Below are 16,636 nucleotides of genomic sequence, written 5' to 3'. Positions count from 1 at the left end.
ACGGCGAAACGGTGTGAGTCGTGAGTGACCGGCGCGCTCGACCCTTCCTTGTTGCGGAGCGAGGCCGCCGCCGCTCGGCGCCCCGTCTGCGCCCGCTGCGCGCCAGGTGAATCCTGTCGGCGGTCCGTGGAATTCCAGCACAGTGCCGGATGCTCCAACAAGAGCCGTGGGTCACGGTGTGGATGCGGTGACGGTACGTGGCAATAAAGTGACCGCATGTGGAAAACAATGGCCGTGATACCGGACTTTTATGCACGTTCCGCTCGGGAGTGGTAGGTGTCCGGGTCGCGATGATCAAGAGCGGAACGTCCGCATAGGCCGGCAATGCCGGATTCCGCCTGGGGTGATAGGTGCGCACGATGTGGCATTTGTCCGCCTCTTCGTGAGAGAACTCACATGCTGGGCGTGACTGGGCTCGCGGATTTCGGGGGAAGCGCGCGTTTAGCCTGACGCTTTACACCGTCCGCGAAAACGACAAGACGAGGCAGATCCAGTGAAGACGACGATGATGTTCCGCAACATAGCCAACCCGCGGCGCACCACTCTCGCCCACCTCAAGGATGCCGAAGAACTCCAGACCGCGCCCGTGGAAGAGCAGCAGACCACCTCGGTCGAGCTGCCCGCCCAGACGGCGAACCCCCGTCGCACGATTCTCACCGAAGCACCCGAGTAGCGGCCACCTCCCTCGTGGGCGGCGCCCCACGGCCCCCTCGGAGCCCGCCGCCCCCGTCCGCCCCACCTCGTCGCGCCCCCCGGCGCACGGTCGCGAGCCCCGCGCGCGAGCGGCTCACTCTCCCTGCCGCTCCAGCGCCCCACCCGCCCCACGGACCCGCCCCGCGCCGAGCACTCCCCACCCCGGCCCCGCCCCCGGCTGGCGACGCACGCCCCGTATCGGCGCGCACCGCCCACGCCACCGGCAGGGCTGGGGTTTTTCGCGTTTCCCGTCGCCTGCCCCCTGTTTCCGCGGCCTGCCGTTGCCCTGCCCCGTTCGGCGCGGCGCTCCGGGGCGCGGGCGGGGCTCTGCGTTGCGGCTCCGTGCTCCGCACCGGGGGCCCGTGCCCCGCCCCGTGCTCCGTGCTCCGTGCTCCGTGCTGAGGGGCGCGAGTCCCGCGCTGCGGGAGGGGGCTGGGCCCCGTGCCGCGTGCCCCGTGCTCCGTGCGGGAGAGGAACTGGGCCCGTGTCCGCTCCGTGCCCCGTGCCCCGTACGTGACCCCGAGCCGCGCCCCGCGCCCCGTGCTCCGTACTGAGGGGCGCGAGCCCCGCGCCCCGTGTGGGAGGGGGCTGGGCCCCGTGCCCCGTGCCTCGTGCTCCGTACGGGAGAGGAACTGGGCCCGTGCCCGCTCCGTGCCCCGCGCCCCGTACGTGACCCCGAGCCGCGCCCCGTGTGAGAGAGGTGCCGCGCCCCGTACCGCTACCTGGTGCACCGGGGCGGTGCCGTGCGGTGACGGGCCGGGAGCGCGGCGGTGTCGAAAACGGGGCGATAGCCTGGAGCGTCAGACCTCAGCCAATGATCAGTAGTGAAGGGCAGCACTTCCCGTGCGCATCGCCAGATTCTCCATCGACGGCAACGTCGCGTTCGGAGTCGTGGAGGAGGCCGCCGCCCCTGACGGCGGCCCCGTCCTCGACATCATCAAGGGACACCCCTTCGCCGAATTCGAGCGCTCGGGCCAGAAGATCCCGCTGGACAAGGTGCGCCTGCTGCCCCCGGTGCTTCCCAACAAGGTCGTGGCGATCGGTCGCAACTACGCGGAGCACGCCAGGGAACTCGGCCACGAGGTCCCCGACGTTCCGGTCGCCTTCTTCAAGCCGTCCACCTCGGTGGTCGGCCCCGGCGACGCCATCGCCTACCCCTCCTTCTCGCAGGAGGTCCACCACGAGGCCGAGCTGGCCGTCGTGATCGGCAGGATGTGCCGGGAGGTCCCGCGCGAGCGGGCCAGGGACGTCATCCTCGGCTACACCTGCGCCAACGACGTCACCGCGCGCGACGTACAGCGCCGCGAGCAGCAGTGGGCGCGGGCCAAGGGGTTCGACACCTCGTGCCCGCTGGGGCCGTGGGTGGAGACCGACGTCGAGCCCAGCGACCTCGCGATCATGTGCACCGTCAACGGTGAGCAGCGGCAACTCGGCCGTACCAGCGAGATGGTCCGCTCCGTCGAGGACCTGATCGTGCACATCACCGAGGCCATGACGCTGCTCCCGGGCGACGTCATCCTCACGGGCACTCCGGCTGGGGTCGGCCCGCTCAACGTCGGCGACGAAGTCGCCGTCACCATCGAAGGCATCGGCACTCTCACCAACAAGGTGATCAAGCGTGGCTAGCGCATCTCCCGTACGCGTCCGTTTCTGTCCCTCGCCCACCGGCAACCCCCACGTGGGCCTGGTCCGCACCGCCCTGTTCAACTGGGCGTTCGCCCGTCACCACGGCGGCACCCTGGTCTTCCGCATCGAGGACACCGACGCGGCCCGCGACTCCGAGGAGAGCTACGAGCAGCTCCTGGACTCGATGCGCTGGCTCGGCTTCGACTGGGACGAGGGCCCCGAGATCGGCGGCCCGCACGCCCCGTACCGGCAGTCGCAGCGCATGGACATCTACGCGGACGTCGCCCGCAAGCTCCAGGAAGGCGGCTTCGCGTACGAGTGCTTCTGCACCACCGAGGAGCTCGACGCCCGCCGTGACGCGGCCCGCAAGGCCGGCAAGCCCTCCGGGTACGACGGGAAGTGCCGCGACCTCTCGGCCGAGCAGATCGCCGCGTACCGCGCCGAGGGGCGCACCCCGATCGTCCGGTTCCGGATGCCCGACACCCCGATCACCTTCACCGACCTGGTGCGCGGCGAGCTGACGTTCACCCCGGAGAACGTGCCGGACTTCGGCATCGTGCGCGCCAACGGAGCCCCGCTCTACACCCTCGTCAACCCGGTCGACGACGCGCTGATGGAGATCACGCACGTGCTCCGTGGCGAGGACCTGCTCTCCTCGACCCCGCGCCAGATCGCGCTGTACGGGGCGCTCGCCCAGATCGGCGTGGGCAACGGCACCGTGCCGGCCTTCGGCCACCTCCCGTACGTCATGGGCGAGGGCAACAAGAAGCTGTCCAAGCGCGACCCGCAGGCGTCCCTCAACCTCTACCGCGAGCGCGGCTTCCTTCCCGAGGGACTGCTCAACTACCTGTCCCTGCTGGGCTGGTCGCTCTCCGAGGACCGGGACATCTTCTCCGTCGAGGAGATGGTCGCCGCCTTCGATCTGGGCGACGTCAACGCCAACCCGGCGCGGTTCGACCTCAAGAAGTGCGAGGCCATCAACGCCACCCACCTGCGTGCCCTGGCGCCCGACGAGTTCGCGCGCCGCCTGGTGCCCTTCCTCTTCCCGGGACGGGGCCCCAGCGACGCCGAGCTCGAACTGCTCGCCAAGGCCGCTCCGCTCACCCAGGAGCGCATGGTGGTGCTCGGCGAGGCGGTCGGCATGCTCGGCTTCCTGTTTGTGAAGCCGGAGCACTTCCGGGTGGACGAGACCGACGCGGCCAAGGTGCTCACCGAGGACGCCAAGCCGGTCCTTGAGGCCAGCATCAGGGCGCTGGAGGAGTTGGCCGACTTCACGCCCGAGCCCATCCAGGCCACGCTCCGCGAGGCGCTAGTGGACGGGCTCGGCATCAAGCCGAAGTTCGCCTTCACGCCGCTGCGGGTCGCGGTCACCGGCCGTCGGGTCTCGCCGCCGCTGTTCGAGTCGATGGAACTGCTCGGCCGCGAGGAGACGCTGCGCCGACTGCGGGCCGCGCTGTAGGAGCGACAACGGTGCGCCCCGACGGGGCCGACCACGGCTGGCGCCGTCCCACGGTGTGGGGCGGCGCCAGCCGTTTGTTCCGCCGTTCCGCCACCGGCCACCGCCCCGTTACGGCTACGTCGCTGCTCCGTGCGGGGCTGTGTGGTGGGGGAGGCCCTTGTCGTCTTGTCGTCTGCCGCCTCGCTGTCTCGCTGCCTCGCTGTCTCGCTGCCTCGCCGCCTCGCCGCCTCGCCGCCTCGCCGCCTCGCCGCCTCGCCGTCCGGCTCCGTGGGCCGACGCGTCCGTCGGCTCGTGGGCGGGCTGGCGGAAGCCGGGCGTGGTCGGGCGTGGGCGGGCGTGCGTGGGGCCTGGGCCGGGCGCGGGCGGGCGTCTGCGTGGCGCGGGGCCGGCGCTGCGTGCGTCGCGGTGTGTACGGTGCCTTCGGGGCGGGCGATGGCGTACGCCGCGCGCCGCGCGGCGCTGACGGGGATCTGCCGTGCGCGGGCCGACCGGGCCCGTGTGCAGGGCGTGAGCCCACCTGGGGCGGCCGTTGAGCCGCTCACACGAGCGGTATCCGTTTTGGTGCGCCGCCTCCCGTCGGGTAATGTTCTTCCTGCGCCGCCCGCCAGGGGCCGGGAAGCTCCAGCGGAAAGCGCAGATCCAAACAAAAATCCCCAGCAGGGGGTTTGAGTTTTGGTGGGCTATGGTGTAATTGGCAGCACGACTGATTCTGGTTCAGTTAGTCTAGGTTCGAGTCCTGGTAGCCCAGCAAGAGATTCCTCATCCGATCTCTTGGATATGCAGTGACAAGCCCCCGTTGTGTAGCGGCCTAGCACGCTGCCCTCTCAAGGCAGTAGCGCCGGTTCGAATCCGGTCGGGGGTACTGATCCTGACTCCGTCACCATCCGGAAAAACCCCGGAGGCGACGACGAATGGATCGCTAGGGCCCCCGTTGTGTAGCGGCCTAGCACGCCGCCCTCTCAAGGCGGTAGCGCCGGTTCGAATCCGGTCGGGGGTACTGGTCTATACCATGGGCTATGGTGTAATTGGCAGCACGAGTGATTCTGGTTCATTTAGTCTAGGTTCGAGTCCTGGTAGCCCAGCGCAGTACATCAGGCCCCCGTTGTGTAGCGGCCTAGCACGCCGCCCTCTCAAGGCGGTAGCGCCGGTTCGAATCCGGTCGGGGGTACAGAGGAAAAAACGAGATGGCCTCCCGCGTGACGCGGGGGGCCATCTCGCGTTATGCGCTGTCGCGTTATCGCTTGGCCGGTACGGGCCCCTGCGCCTCGCCGCGCCGCGTGGGAACCAGCGCGACGTGACCACGTGTTGCCTGACGGTGCCCCCTGGCGTGGCTCGGAACCGTGCGCGGCGCAGCGGTACTTGCTCCGTGGGCCGTGAGGGACGGAGCGCGGACCCGTTGCTGCTCCGCGGCCAGGCGTGCGGCAACGGAGCGTGCGCGCGGGCCGGCAGAGGCCCGCCCCTTGAGGTCAACGGAGCGCCGCGTACGACGCCCGTCGCGGCACCATCTCGCCGGAGCACGGAGCACGGAGCACGGAGCACGGAGCGGCGATCCTCGCCGGGGCACGGGGCACGGGGCACGGGGCACGGAGCACGGAGCACGGAGCGGCGTCCGTGCGGGGCGCGGTGGCGTGCTGGGGCCGGGGCGTCGGGGGCGTGGTGCCGGGGTTGTGTCAGCCCGTGCGGCGCAGGGCCTCGGAGAGGCGGAGCGCGGCGTCTATGACCGCCTGGGCGTGCATGCGGCCCGGGTGGCGGGTCAGGCGCTCGATGGGGCCCGAGACGGAAACCGCGGCGACGACGCGGTTGGAGGGGCCCCGTACCGGCGCGGAGACGGAGGCCACGCCAGGCTCGCGCTCGCCGATCGACTGGGCCCAGCCCCGGCGCCGTACGCCTGACAGGGCCGTCGCCGTGAAGCGCGCCCCCTGCAGGCCACGGTGCAGTCGCTCCGGCTCCTCCCAGGCCATCAGGATCTGCGCCGCCGAACCGGCCTTCATCGGCAACGTCGAGCCGACGGGCACCGTGTCCCGCAGTCCGGACAGCCGTTCCGCCGCGGCGACGCAGATACGCATGTCGCCCTGGCGCCGGTAGAGCTGGGCGCTCTCGCCGGTCACGTCGCGCAGGTGGGTGAGGACCGGGCCGGCCGTGGCCAGCAGTCGGTCCTCGCCGGCCGCCGCCGCGAGTTCGGCCAGCCGGGGGCCGAGGATGAACCGGCCCTGCATGTCGCGCGCCACCATGCGGTGGTGCTCCAGTGCCACCGCGAGACGGTGCGCCGTCGGGCGCGCGAGGCCGGTCGCTGAGACCAGGCTTGCCAGGGTGGCCGGGCCGGCCTCCAGCGCGCTCAGCACCAGAGCAGCCTTGTCGAGTACGCCCACGCCGCTAGAGTTGTCCATGCAACGATACTCGCGTCTCACAGTATGAAACGCAAGTTCAAATTCTCACGGCAGCCGCCACGCTGGAGGTGGCGCCGGGCACTCATGGCGGCGCTCCCGCGAACAACACGAGTTGGTCGGCAGCGACGCCGGCCGGAGGGACAGCGATGGGACGGACACTGGCGGAGAAGGTCTGGGACGATCACGTCGTCCGGCGCGCCGAGGGCGAGCCCGACTTGCTCTTCATCGATCTGCACCTGCTGCACGAGGTGACCAGCCCGCAGGCGTTCGACGGGCTCCGCAAGGCGGGGCGGCGGGTGCGGCGTACCGACCTCACCATCGCGACCGAGGACCACAACACCCCCACCCTCGACATCGACAAGCCCATCGCGGACCCCGTCTCGCGCGTCCAACTGGAGACGCTGCGCAAGAACTGCGCGGAGTTCGGCGTCCGCCTGCACCCGCTGGGCGACGTCGAGCAGGGCGTGGTGCACGTCGTGGGGCCGCAGTTGGGGCTGACCCAGCCGGGCACCACGGTGGTGTGCGGCGACAGCCACACCTCCACGCACGGGGCGTTCGGCGCCCTCGCGTTCGGGATCGGCACCTCGCAGGTGGAGCACGTGCTGGCCACCCAGACGCTGCCGCTGGCTCCGTTCAAGACGATGGCCATCACCGTCGAGGGCGAACTGCCCGAGGACGTCACCGCGAAGGACCTGATCCTGGCGGTCATCGCGAAGATCGGCACCGGTGGCGGCCAGGGTTACGTCATCGAGTACCGCGGTGAGGCCATCGAGAAGCTGTCGATGGAAGCGCGGATGACCGTGTGCAACATGTCCATCGAGGCCGGCGCGCGGGCCGGGATGATCGCCCCCGACGAGACCACCTTCGCTTACCTCGAGGGTCGCGACCACGCGCCCCGTGGCGAGCAGTGGGATGAGGCGGTGGCGTACTGGCGCACCCTGCGCACCGACGACGACGCCACCTTCGACCGCGAGGTGGTCATCGACGCGACGACGCTGGCCCCGTTCGTCACCTGGGGCACCAATCCGGGGCAGGGTGCCCCGTTGTCGTCGTCCGTGCCCGACCCCGCCTCGTACGCGGACGTCAGCGAGCGGCAGGCGGCCGAAAAGGCCCTGGAGTACATGGGGTTGACGGCAGGTCAGGCGCTGCGCGACATCCGCGTGGACACCGTGTTCGTCGGGTCGTGCACCAACGGCCGGATCGAGGACCTGCGCTCGGCCGCCGCCGTGCTGGAGGGGCGCCAGGTCGCCGAAGGCGTCCGGATGCTCGTGGTTCCGGGTTCGGTACGGGTGGCCCTGCAGGCGGTGCAGGAGGGCCTGGACAAGGTCTTCACCGCGGCCGGGGCCGAATGGCGGCACGCGGGGTGCTCGATGTGCCTGGGCATGAACCCCGACCAACTCGCTCCCGGCGAGCGTTCCGCCTCCACCTCCAACCGCAACTTCGAGGGGCGTCAGGGGAAGGGCGGGCGCACGCACCTGGTCTCACCCCAGGTCGCCGCCGCCACCGCCGTGCGCGGCAGCCTCGCCTCGCCCGCCGACCTCGCTCCGTCAACCGCTCCCGTGGGGGTCTGATCAGACATGGAAGCATTCACCACGCACACCGGGCGCGCCGTTCCGCTGCGCCGCAGCAACGTCGACACCGACCAGATCATCCCGGCACACTGGCTGAAGAAGGTCACTCGCGACGGCTTCGAGGACGGCCTCTTCGAGGCGTGGCGCAAGAACCCGGACTTCGTGCTGAACCGGCCCGAGCGCGCCGGCGCGAGCGTGCTCCTCGCCGGCCCGGACTTCGGTACCGGCTCCTCGCGCGAGCACGCGGTCTGGGCCTTGCAGAACTACGGCTTCAAGACGGTCATCTCCTCGCGGTTCGCCGACATCTTCCGGGGGAACTCGCTCAAGAACGGTCTGCTGACGGTGGTCTTGCCGCAGGAGACGGTGGAGCGACTGTGGGAACTGACCGAGGCGGACCCGGAAACCACGGTCACCGTGGACCTCGTGGCGCGTCAGGTGCGAGCGGGGAGCGTAACGGCCGAATTTGAGCTTGACGAGAACGCTCGTTGGCGACTGCTTGAGGGGCTGGACGACATCAGTCTGACCCTGCGCCAAGAGGCGGAAATCGCTGCGTACGAGGCCGCCCGACCGGCCTTCAAACCCCATACGGTGCAGGTCTAAGGCACCCCGGTGCTCCGTGTACGGGGCACGTTTGGCACGATGCGTCGTCGGTCTCCGGACCGGCGACGCATCGGTGTGTTGGGGCCCCGTGAGGCGACAACTCGCCGTAGATGGCACAATCAACGTATGGAACGCGACACCCAACTCCAGCTTTACGGGATTGTCGCCGACCGTCTCAAGGAAGCGCATGCGAGGGTGCGCACACTGCAAGTCCCGGAGGGCGTACGGATGGCGCTGTCCCGGAAGCTGCTGGTCATCACGGCAGCGGCGAAGCACGATCTGGCAGACGCGGCGCGGCGTCTGGACCGGTTGATGAACGACCTCGACGAGGGCCGTTTCCCCGAAGATCTCGACAGCGACGGAACTCCGTGACGGTCGAGTTCGTTGCGGCACAAGGGTGATTAGCCCGTTTCGTGTTTGATTTGCGGTATATATCTGCCTAACGTGCGAAAAAGCTTGAACAGATTCGTTCCAGCAATGTCTCCGAAGGGGAAGACGTGAACAAGGCGCAGCTCGTGGAAGCCATTGCCGACAAGCTCGGCGGACGCCAGAACGCCGCGGATGCGGTGGATGCAGTACTGGACGCCATCGTCCGCGCGGTCGTGGGCGGTGACCGGGTTTCGGTCACCGGTTTCGGCTCGTTCGAGAAGGTTGACCGCCCCGCGCGGTACGCCCGTAACCCGCAGACCGGTGAGCGGGTCCGGGTCAAGAAGACCTCGGTGCCGCGCTTCCGCGCGGGTCAGGGCTTCAAGGACCTGGTGAGCGGCTCGAAGAAGCTCCCGAAGAACGACGTGGCCGTGAAGAAGGCCCCCAAGGGCAGCCTCTCGGGCGGTTCTTCCACGCGGACGACGGCCAAGGCCGCGGCGAAGAAGGCCACCGCCAAGAAGGCTTCGACGGCGAAGAAGGCCGCGACGAAGAAGGCGACGCCGGCGAAGAAGACCACGGCCACCACCGCCAAGAAGGCGGCGACGGCGAAGAAGACCACGGCCACCACCGCCAAGAAGGCGGCGACGGCTAAGAAGGCCACCGCGGTCAAGGCGACGCCGGCGAAGAAGACGACGGCCACCGCCAAGAAGACCAGCGCGAAGAAGACGGCGCCGGCGAAGAAGGCGACGGCCACGAAGGCTCCCGCGCGCAAGACCACGGCGCGCAAGACCACGGCCAAGAAGGCCACCGCGAGGAAGAAGTAGCCGCGGCGGCCACCACCGTCTCGCGCAGCACCTCGCCGGGCCGGACTCCCTCAGGGGAGCCCGGCCCGCGGCGCGTTCGGAACACCCCCCACGCACCCCCGCCCCCGCGACGCCGAGACCCCCGCCCCGTCCCGCCCCGTTCCGCCCCGACTCCGGCGCTGCACGGGTCATGGTCGTTGGGCGCCGTCCGCGTTGGGGCCGCTGCCCGGTGCGGCGTTCGTAGCCGGAGTCGGGCACCGTCCCGCCGGAGCACGGAGCACGGAGCACGGAGCACGGAGCACGGGGCACGGGGCACGGGGCACGGGGCACGGGGCGGCGGCGTCGCGGCCATAGGGCGGCGACTTCGCGGCGGTGCGGGGCGCTGGACGCGTGTGTGTGGCCAGAAGTCGGGGGCAGGGCGCGCCGCGGGCTCTTCGGGCGAGAGCGGGCCGCGAGCAGGCCCGTAGGGCTGTCGAGCGGCCTAGAACGTCTGAAGCGTCACCAGGGTCACGCGGCGGGCCTCGCCCTCGCCCTCGACGTCGATCCGCACTCGTTGGCCGGGCCGCAACAGTCGTAGCCCGCCAGCGTCGAAGGCCGCCGCGTCGAAGTCCAGCGGAGTTCCGTCGTCGAGCAGCACGCTGCCCGCGCGGGTGTCGGGGTCGTACGTGTACGCGGTCGCCTGCATACGCAGCAGCGTAGCCCGCGCCAGGCGTTGCCCTGCGCGGGCCGGCCTGGCGCTCCGTTGCCGCGTGCCCAAGGGCGCGCCGCCCCGTGCTCCGTGCGCCGTGTCCACCAGTCGCGGCTCCGTGCCCCGTGCGCCAGGCCCCGTGCGGGATGCGTCGCTCCGTGCTCCGTCGCCCACGGGGCCAGCCGCGCCATGGCCTGGCGCGCGGACAGGCGTGGCGCGGGGGCGCACGGAACGGGGGAGGGCGGCGGCGCGTGCCGAGGCGGGGGGAGAGGCGAGGCGGGATCAGCCGTGGGGCGTGGGGGAGCCGGAGGGCGGGGCGCTGGACGCTGTGGGCGGCGTTCCGTTGGCGGCGAGGAGAGCGGTCGTGTACGGGCCCACTCCCAGGTCCAGCGCGGCCCGCAGGTCGCGCCCCGTGTCCACGTCCTGGCGCACGCTCGGCACGTCGAGCAGCGGAATGTCCTGCGCCCCGGTGGCGCGGTGCCGAGCGCGGGAGGCGCCACCGAAAGCCGGATTGAGTTCCCATTTCGGGGCCGCGGTCAACAATGTGGTGCCGATTCCCGCGGCATCCGCGAGAAAAGCCCGTGGGAAATCCGCGGCGGCGGTCAGAACTCGGTGGAGTTCCGCGGACCGGAGAGCCGGTAGATCGGCGTTGAGCGCGGCGACGGCCGCGTCGGGACGCCGCGCGCGCACCATGGCGGCGCCGTGGGCCAGTGCGGCGTTCAGGCCGGTGCCGGGCGTGTCCGGCACGCTCGTTGCGCCGAGCGCCGACAATTCGGCCGCCGCGAGCGGGTCGTCCGTGACAACCACCACATCCCGTACTCCGGGACACGCCAGCGCCGCGCTCACCGTGTCCTGTGCGAAAGCGAGCGCGAGCCCAGGTCGTAGGTCGTCGGACGCGGCGTCGGCCAGCCGGCTCTTCGCGCGGGACAGCGGTTTCAGCGGCACTACCAAGCTCCAGCTCACTCCCGCTTCCCTCGCTTCGTCTCTGCGCACACGCATCATTCTTGCCTGCTGCCGAAGCCGCCTGAGACCGGCGGGGTTACGGTGTCCTCGACAGACCAGATACCTGGGGCGACACTTGTGCGGCTGCCCGGGTGGCAGCAAGCCAGCAGGTCAGCAGGGACCAAGAGGAGGACGTCCGAGTGCCCCGCCACAGAATCGGCTTCTGGTACCGCCTGGCAGCGGTCCTCGCGAAACCGCCGCTCGTGATTCTGTTCAAACGGGACTGGCGTGGAATGGAGAACATTCCAGCCCACGGCGGATTCATCACGGCGATCAACCACAACTCGTATCTCGATCCGCTGGCGTACGCGCACTTCCAGTACAACACCGGCCGCGTGCCGCGATTCCTCGCGAAGTCCGCCCTCTTCAAGGTGCCCGTTATCGGCCGGATGTTCCACGGACTCCAGTTGATTCCGGTCTACCGGGAGTCCACGGATGCCGCCAACGCCTTCCGTGCGGCCGTCAGCGCGATCGACAAGGGCGAATGCGTCGCCTTCTACCCCGAGGGCACGCTCACTCGCGATCCGGATCAGTGGCCGATGCGGGCCAAGACCGGCGCAGCCCGTGTCGCGCTGCTCACCAAGGCCCCGGTCATTCCCGTCGCGCAATGGGGCGCCAATGCGGTGCTCCCCCCGTACGCGGGGGCAAAGCGGCTGCGGCTGTTCCCCCGTAAGACCTTCAAGGTCGTGGCCGGGCCCCCGGTCGACCTGTCCGCGTACTACGGCCAGGAACCGACGGCCGAGGTGCTGCGCGCCGCCACCGATACGATCATGGCCGCCGTGACCGAACTCCTCGCCGACGTGCGCCAGGAACCCGTGCCGGCGGGGCGGGCCGAACAGCCGAAGGGTGGCGCGGCCGAAGGTCTCGGCTCCGCCGACCCTACGGACCACGAGGCCGACGGTACGGGGCGCGAGGCCGGCCGCACCAAGCACGAGGCCGACCGGACGGATCGCGGCAGCGGCCGGACGGAGCACGAGAACGAGGGGAATGCCACGTGACGCGCTGTGCCGTCTTCGGCGCCGGATCGTGGGGCACCGCCTTCGCGATGGTGCTGGCCGATGCCGGGTGTGAGGTGACCCTGTGGGCGCGCCGTCCGGAGGTGGTGGAAGCCATCAACACGGGGCACGGCAACCCGGACTACCTGCCGGGCGCCACGCTCCCCGACACGGTGCGGGCCACCACGGAGCCCGCGGTGGCGGCACGGGGCGCCGAGTTCGCGGTGCTGACCGTGCCGTCGCAGACGCTGCGCGCCAACCTCGCCGCATGGGCCCCGTTGCTGCCGGCCGACGCGGTGCTGGTCAACCTGATGAAGGGCGTCGAACTCGGCACCGCCAAGCGGATGAGCGAGGTCATCGAGGAGGTGGCGGGGGTCGGCCCGGAGCGGGTCGCCGTGCTCACGGGGCCCAACCTCGCCAAGGAGATCGCCGCCCGACAGCCGGCCGCCGCCGTCGTCGCGTGCAGCGACGAGGCCGTGGCCCAGCGGTTGCAGGCGGCCTGCCACACGTCGTACTTCCGGCCGTACACCAACACCGACGTCGTCGGCTGCGAACTGGGCGGAGCGGTGAAGAACGTCATCGCCCTCGCGGTGGGCATCGCCGACGGCATGGGCCTCGGCGACAACGCCAAGGCATCGTTGATCACGCGCGGGCTGGCCGAGACCACCCGGCTCGGGCTCGCGATGGGCGCCGACGCGCACACGTTCGCGGGGCTCGCGGGCATGGGCGACCTCGTCGCCACCTGCTCGTCCCCGCTCTCCCGCAACCACACCTTCGGCACCAACCTCGGACGGGGCATGACCCTGGCCGAGACCATCGCGGTGACGAAACAGACGGCGGAGGGCGTCAAGTCCTGCGAGTCCGTCCTCGACCTGGCGCAGCGCCACCGGGTAGACATGCCGATCACGGAGACGGTGGTGAGCATCGTGCACGGCGGGAAGCCGCCTCTCGTGGCGCTCAAGGAACTGATGTCGCGCTCCGCCAAGCCGGAGCGCCACTGAACACGCTGGGGCCGGCTCGCTCTGGTGGAACGTGACCGGTCGACGCCCGCTTCGGGGCCCCGTGGCACATGCCACGGGGCCCCGAAGCGCGTAGGCCGGCGTCCGCCGGTGCCGCGGAGTGCGGGGGTGCCGGAGGTCGGGGGTGGTGCCGGGGTGCGCCACGGAGCGCGCGTGAGGGCGCCCGTTGCGGAGGGGCGCAGTAACGCAGCGGCGTAGTGGCCTGTGGTGGTTCTCGGTTGCCCAGGCCGTGCACGCCGCGCGGCCCCGAACGGCGGGTGCTGCGCTCCGGTTCCACCGCGCCCCGCTCGGCACCGGCAGCGGCCTCGCACGCCGCGCCGTTCCTCCGACGCGGGAACGGCGCCCGCGCCGGCACCGTTTCGTGGCGTACCTCGGTGGCGTACCTCGGTGGCGTACCTCGGTGGCGTACCTCGGTGGCGTACCTCGGTGGCGTACCTCGGTGGCGTACGAGGCGTGGGGTGGGGGTCGTTGGCCCGGGTTGGGCGGGGGCGCCAGGCGGCGGGTGGGCGGGTGGTGGGCCGGCCGGCTGGACGGTCGCGCGCGGGGCTCCGTGGCCGTGCGACGGGGCGGGCCGCGGACACCGGCTGGCGAGACCTGACCGCGGGCGGGTCGCAGGGTAATCTCAATCCGATGAGCAGCGAGTCCACTTCCCCAAGCCCCGTGCCCGCCGCCGGCCCCGGAACCGACGGTCGGAAGCCGCGCGTCGCCGTCGTGTTCGGCGGGCGTAGCTCCGAGCACGCCATCTCCGTCGTCACCGCCGGCGCCGTGCTGTCGGCCATCGACCGTACGAAGTACGAGGTGCTGCCGATCGGCATCACCACCGAGGGGCGTTGGGCGCTCACCGCCGACGCGCCCGAACGGATGGCGATCAGCGACGGCACGCTGCCCAACGTCGACCAGCTCTCGGAAACCCCGGAGGGCGGCGTGGTGTTGCCGGTCGACCCGGGCAGCCGCGAGGTGGTCTACAGCGAGCCCGGCTCGGTACCCAAGGCGCTGGGCGACGTGGACGTGGTCTTCCCCGTGCTGCACGGCCCGTACGGCGAGGACGGCACCCTGCAGGGTCTGCTGGAACTCTCCGGCGTGCCGTACGTGGGGGCCGGCGTGCTCGCCTCCGCCGTCGGCATGGACAAGGAGTACATGAAGCGCGTCTTCGACTCCTTCGGGCTGCCGATCGGGCCCTACGAGGTCATCCGGGCCCGCGACTGGAAGCTCGGTCCGGAGAACGACCGGGGCGCGGTGGCGCGCAAGAAGATTGTGGACTTCGCCGCCGAGAACGGCCTGCCGATCTTCGTGAAGCCGGCTCGCGCCGGCTCCTCCATGGGCATCAGCAAGGTGGACGACCTGGCGGACCTCGACGCGGCCGTCGAGGAGGCCAGGCGGCACGATCCGAAGATCGTGGTGGAGGCGCTGCTGCGCGGGCGCGAGATCGAGTGCGGCGTGCTGGAGTACGAGGACGGCCCGCGGGCCAGCGTGCCGGCGGAGATCCCACCGGTGACGGCCCACGACTTCTACGACTTCGAGGCGAAGTACATCGACTCGGCGTCCGGCATCGTGCCCGCGCCGCTCACCGCCGAGGAGACGGCGCGCGTTCAGGAGATGGCGATCGCCGCGTTCGACGCCACCGGCAGCGAGGGCCTGGCGCGGGTGGACTTCTTCCTCCTCGACAGCGGCGAGTTGGTGATCAACGAGATCAACACCATGCCCGGGTTCACGCCGATCTCGATGTACCCGCGCATGTGGCAGGAGAGCGGCGTCACCTACCCCGAACTGGTGGATCGCCTCATCCAGGCCGCCCTCAACCGCCCGACGGGCCTGCGCTAGACGTCGCACGCCCTGTCCGGCGCTGCCCGGCGCCCACGTCGCCGTTACTGCGTTGCTCGCCCGTCGCTGGGCCGTACGCGAGCCCACCGGAGCGGCGTACGGGGCGCCCCGTACGTACGGCACGGGGCGGGCGACCGGCGGCGTACGGCACTGGCCCCCTCTCGCAGCGCGGAACCGAAGCACGGAGCAGCGATCCTCCCTGGGGGCACGGGGCACGGGGCACGGGGCACGGGGCACGGGGCACGGGGCACGGGGCACGGGGCACGGGGCACGGGGCACGGGGCACGGGGCGGGGGAGTGGGGGCTGGTGTCCGGTGCGGGGGTCGGTCTGCGCCGCCCCGTATCGACCATGCCCGTCTTCGGCGCGCGGAGCCGCCGTCCCGCCGCTGTCCGACTGGCCCACGGGGCCTGATCCGTACGTCCATGGCCCGGCCGCGCGCCGTGCGGGCACCGTTCGGCGTCGTCGGTCCGTACGGAGGGGCAGCGGTGCGATGGGTGGTGCGAGCGGTGCCGGGGCGCCGCGTCACGAGCCAGAACGCCGGGCGCTGAGGGTCAGCGTCGTGCGCTCCGCCGTGCGGAACGGTGCGCGACCGTCCGCCCGCACCGTTCCGCCAGGCGCGCGCTCCGTGCCTCGCCCTTCGGCCCCCGCCGGGCTCCGTACCGCGCCCCGCCGCGATCCGCGTGTGAGAGTCGCGGCGGGGCGGGTCAGATGCCGGCCGGGATGGTCTTCTTGACCGCGTCCGCCAGATCGGTGAGGGGGTTGATCTCGGGGGCGTACGTCGACGGAACCGTGACTTCCACGTACGCCTTGCGCAGGGTGGTGGTGAAGCGGTAGCCGTCCGGCTGCTTCTCCAGCAACCAGCCGACTCCGTTGACGTCCACGGAGTCGGCCAGGGGGTTGTAATGTTCACTGCCGGGCGTGAGCACATCGGGGCGCGGTACGCCGCACCGTAGTTGCACGGCGGGCTTGCCCCAGACGGCGGTGAATTCCGACGCGGGCTCGGTCTCGCGCTGGTCGAGCCCATCCACCTTCGTGGGCAGTTCCTTGTGGAGAGCCTTGCAGAACGTGACGGCCCGCGCCGACGGAGTGGGAACCGCGGGAGCTGCGGGTTCGTCGCTGTCAGAGCAGCCCACGGCGGACAAGAGCAGGATGGCGATGGGCAGGCGGTGCCAACGGCGCGGTGCAAAACTCACCGGGCCGAGGATACGGGGAGCTACAGATGGACGACCGGGCAGGTGAGGGTACGGGTGATGCCGTCCACTTGCTGGACCTTGGCGACCACCATGTGGCCGAGCTCATCCACCGTCTCGGCCTGGGCGCGCACGATCACGTCGTACGGCCCCGTCACGTCCTCGGCCTGGATGACTCCCGGGATCTTGGCGATGACGTCGGCAACGGTCGACGCTTTGCCGACCTCAGTTTGGATCAGGATGTACGCCTGTACCACGGAACCTCCAGGGCGGCGACGAGGATCATGTGGGAAGAAGGGACGCCACGGTACCGCGTCGCCGAGCGACGCGGGGAGACCCGCGCGACGTACGCGGCGTGGCGCCTGCCGGAGCGGACAGCGGAGCACAGGGCGGAAGATCAGTGCAAAGGGGCGAT

Annotated in this window: 15 protein-coding genes and 5 tRNA genes; 15 read left to right on the top strand and 5 right to left on the bottom strand. The window is 71.1% G+C overall.

The annotated features are described in order from the left end of the window. Positions 1–493: 493 nt before the first annotated feature. The 8 genes from AC3CHW_RS08250 to AC3CHW_RS08215 all read left to right on the top strand — a co-directional run bounded on the left by AC3CHW_RS08250 (position 494) and on the right by AC3CHW_RS08215 (position 4,946). On the top strand, positions 494–673 hold the full coding sequence (locus AC3CHW_RS08250; RefSeq protein ID WP_488470027.1) for a hypothetical protein: 180 nt from the start codon (positions 494–496) through the stop codon (positions 671–673). Between the two features lie 863 nt (positions 674–1,536). Continuing rightward, a complete protein-coding gene (locus AC3CHW_RS08245) occupies positions 1,537–2,319 on the top strand; it encodes a fumarylacetoacetate hydrolase family protein (RefSeq protein ID WP_488470026.1) in 783 nt (260 codons plus the stop codon). Next, entirely contained in the window at positions 2,312–3,778 is a 1,467-nt protein-coding gene (gene gltX, locus AC3CHW_RS08240; protein ID WP_488470025.1) for a glutamate--tRNA ligase, read from the top strand. Before AC3CHW_RS08245 ends, gltX begins: the two co-directional genes overlap by 8 nt. A gap of 676 nt (positions 3,779–4,454) precedes the next feature. Further along, positions 4,455–4,526: transfer RNA gene (locus tag AC3CHW_RS08235), tRNA-Gln, on the top strand. 41 nt (positions 4,527–4,567) lie between these two features. After that, positions 4,568–4,640: transfer RNA gene (locus AC3CHW_RS08230), tRNA-Glu, on the top strand. 62 nt (positions 4,641–4,702) lie between these two features. Continuing rightward, a tRNA-Glu gene (locus AC3CHW_RS08225) sits at positions 4,703–4,775 on the top strand. 13 nt (positions 4,776–4,788) lie between these two features. Continuing rightward, a tRNA-Gln gene (locus tag AC3CHW_RS08220) sits at positions 4,789–4,860 on the top strand. Positions 4,861–4,873: 13 nt separating this feature from the next. After that, positions 4,874–4,946 (top strand) — tRNA-Glu (locus tag AC3CHW_RS08215). Positions 4,947–5,448: 502 nt separating this feature from the next. Here the strand turns inward: AC3CHW_RS08215 and ndgR are convergent. After that, complete coding sequence (gene ndgR / locus AC3CHW_RS08210) at positions 5,449–6,165, bottom strand: IclR family transcriptional regulator NdgR (protein ID WP_176164323.1); 717 nt, start codon at positions 6,163–6,165, stop codon at positions 5,449–5,451. A 146-nt stretch (positions 6,166–6,311) separates the two neighbouring features. Here ndgR and leuC point away from each other — a divergent pair, with 146 nt between their 5' ends. The 4 genes from leuC (at position 6,312) to AC3CHW_RS08190 (ending at position 9,526) form a co-directional block, all read left to right on the top strand. Continuing rightward, entirely contained in the window at positions 6,312–7,736 is a 1,425-nt protein-coding gene (gene leuC, locus AC3CHW_RS08205) for a 3-isopropylmalate dehydratase large subunit (protein WP_459250764.1), read from the top strand. A 6-nt stretch (positions 7,737–7,742) separates the two neighbouring features. Further along, complete coding sequence (leuD, locus tag AC3CHW_RS08200) at positions 7,743–8,336, top strand: 3-isopropylmalate dehydratase small subunit (protein WP_398608763.1); 594 nt, start codon at positions 7,743–7,745, stop codon at positions 8,334–8,336. A 126-nt stretch (positions 8,337–8,462) separates the two neighbouring features. Further along, positions 8,463–8,708 (top strand): SCO5555 family protein, encoded by a 246-nt coding sequence (locus tag AC3CHW_RS08195; RefSeq protein WP_176164326.1) that lies wholly within the window; start codon positions 8,463–8,465, stop codon positions 8,706–8,708. A gap of 125 nt (positions 8,709–8,833) precedes the next feature. After that, a complete protein-coding gene (locus AC3CHW_RS08190; RefSeq protein ID WP_459250765.1) occupies positions 8,834–9,526 on the top strand; it encodes an HU family DNA-binding protein in 693 nt (230 codons plus the stop codon). Between the two features lie 460 nt (positions 9,527–9,986). Here the strand turns inward: AC3CHW_RS08190 and AC3CHW_RS08185 are convergent, their stop codons facing one another. Continuing rightward, positions 9,987–10,190, bottom strand: a complete 204-nt coding sequence (locus tag AC3CHW_RS08185) for a hypothetical protein (RefSeq protein ID WP_187060093.1) — start codon at positions 10,188–10,190, stop codon at positions 9,987–9,989. A 285-nt stretch (positions 10,191–10,475) separates the two neighbouring features. Further along, positions 10,476–11,156: a 2-phospho-L-lactate guanylyltransferase gene (gene cofC / locus AC3CHW_RS08180; RefSeq protein WP_488471000.1), complete on the bottom strand. Its 681-nt coding sequence runs from the start codon at positions 11,154–11,156 to the stop codon at positions 10,476–10,478. A 179-nt stretch (positions 11,157–11,335) separates the two neighbouring features. Between cofC and AC3CHW_RS08175 the strand changes: the two genes are divergently transcribed. The 3 genes from AC3CHW_RS08175 (at position 11,336) to AC3CHW_RS08165 (ending at position 15,030) form a co-directional block, all read left to right on the top strand. Beyond that, positions 11,336–12,193: a lysophospholipid acyltransferase family protein gene (locus tag AC3CHW_RS08175; RefSeq protein WP_187060092.1), complete on the top strand. Its 858-nt coding sequence runs from the start codon at positions 11,336–11,338 to the stop codon at positions 12,191–12,193. Further along, on the top strand, positions 12,190–13,191 hold the full coding sequence (locus AC3CHW_RS08170; protein ID WP_398608759.1) for an NAD(P)H-dependent glycerol-3-phosphate dehydrogenase: 1,002 nt from the start codon (positions 12,190–12,192) through the stop codon (positions 13,189–13,191). The genes AC3CHW_RS08175 and AC3CHW_RS08170 overlap by 4 nt, the downstream gene beginning before the upstream one ends. Positions 13,192–13,839: 648 nt before the next feature. Continuing rightward, positions 13,840–15,030 carry a D-alanine--D-alanine ligase family protein gene (locus tag AC3CHW_RS08165; protein ID WP_488470024.1) on the top strand — a complete coding sequence of 397 codons (1,191 nt, stop codon included), beginning with the start codon at positions 13,840–13,842 and terminating at the stop codon, positions 15,028–15,030. Between the two features lie 705 nt (positions 15,031–15,735). Here the strand turns inward: AC3CHW_RS08165 and AC3CHW_RS08160 are convergent. Both AC3CHW_RS08160 and AC3CHW_RS08155 read right to left on the bottom strand, forming a co-directional pair. Continuing rightward, entirely contained in the window at positions 15,736–16,224 is a 489-nt protein-coding gene (locus AC3CHW_RS08160; RefSeq protein WP_398612214.1) for a DUF3515 domain-containing protein, read from the bottom strand. A 20-nt stretch (positions 16,225–16,244) separates the two neighbouring features. Next, the gene (locus tag AC3CHW_RS08155; protein WP_176164332.1) at positions 16,245–16,478 is read right to left on the bottom strand and encodes an Lrp/AsnC family transcriptional regulator; all 234 of its coding nucleotides are present in this window, start codon (positions 16,476–16,478) and stop codon (positions 16,245–16,247) included. Between the last annotated feature and the right edge of the window lie 158 nt (positions 16,479–16,636).

It is taken from the genome of Streptomyces sp. MGP-BFMKR1, from assembly GCF_057766585.1.
Note: the sequence above shows the minus strand (reverse complement) of the source record. Positions and strands in the feature narration are given on the sequence as shown.

Excerpts from the sequence above, each read along its gene's own strand:
- AC3CHW_RS08195 (WP_176164326.1), top strand. The coding sequence starts at position 8,463 with ATGGAACGCGACACCCAACTCCAGCTTTACGGGATTGTCGCCGACCGT.
- AC3CHW_RS08185 (WP_187060093.1), bottom strand. The coding sequence starts at position 10,190 with ATGCAGGCGACCGCGTACACGTACGACCCCGACACCCGCGCGGGCAGC.
- ndgR (WP_176164323.1), bottom strand. The coding sequence starts at position 6,165 with ATGGACAACTCTAGCGGCGTGGGCGTACTCGACAAGGCTGCTCTGGTG.
- leuD (WP_398608763.1), top strand. The coding sequence starts at position 7,743 with ATGGAAGCATTCACCACGCACACCGGGCGCGCCGTTCCGCTGCGCCGC.
- AC3CHW_RS08165 (WP_488470024.1), top strand. The coding sequence starts at position 13,840 with ATGAGCAGCGAGTCCACTTCCCCAAGCCCCGTGCCCGCCGCCGGCCCC.
- leuC (WP_459250764.1), top strand. The coding sequence starts at position 6,312 with ATGGGACGGACACTGGCGGAGAAGGTCTGGGACGATCACGTCGTCCGG.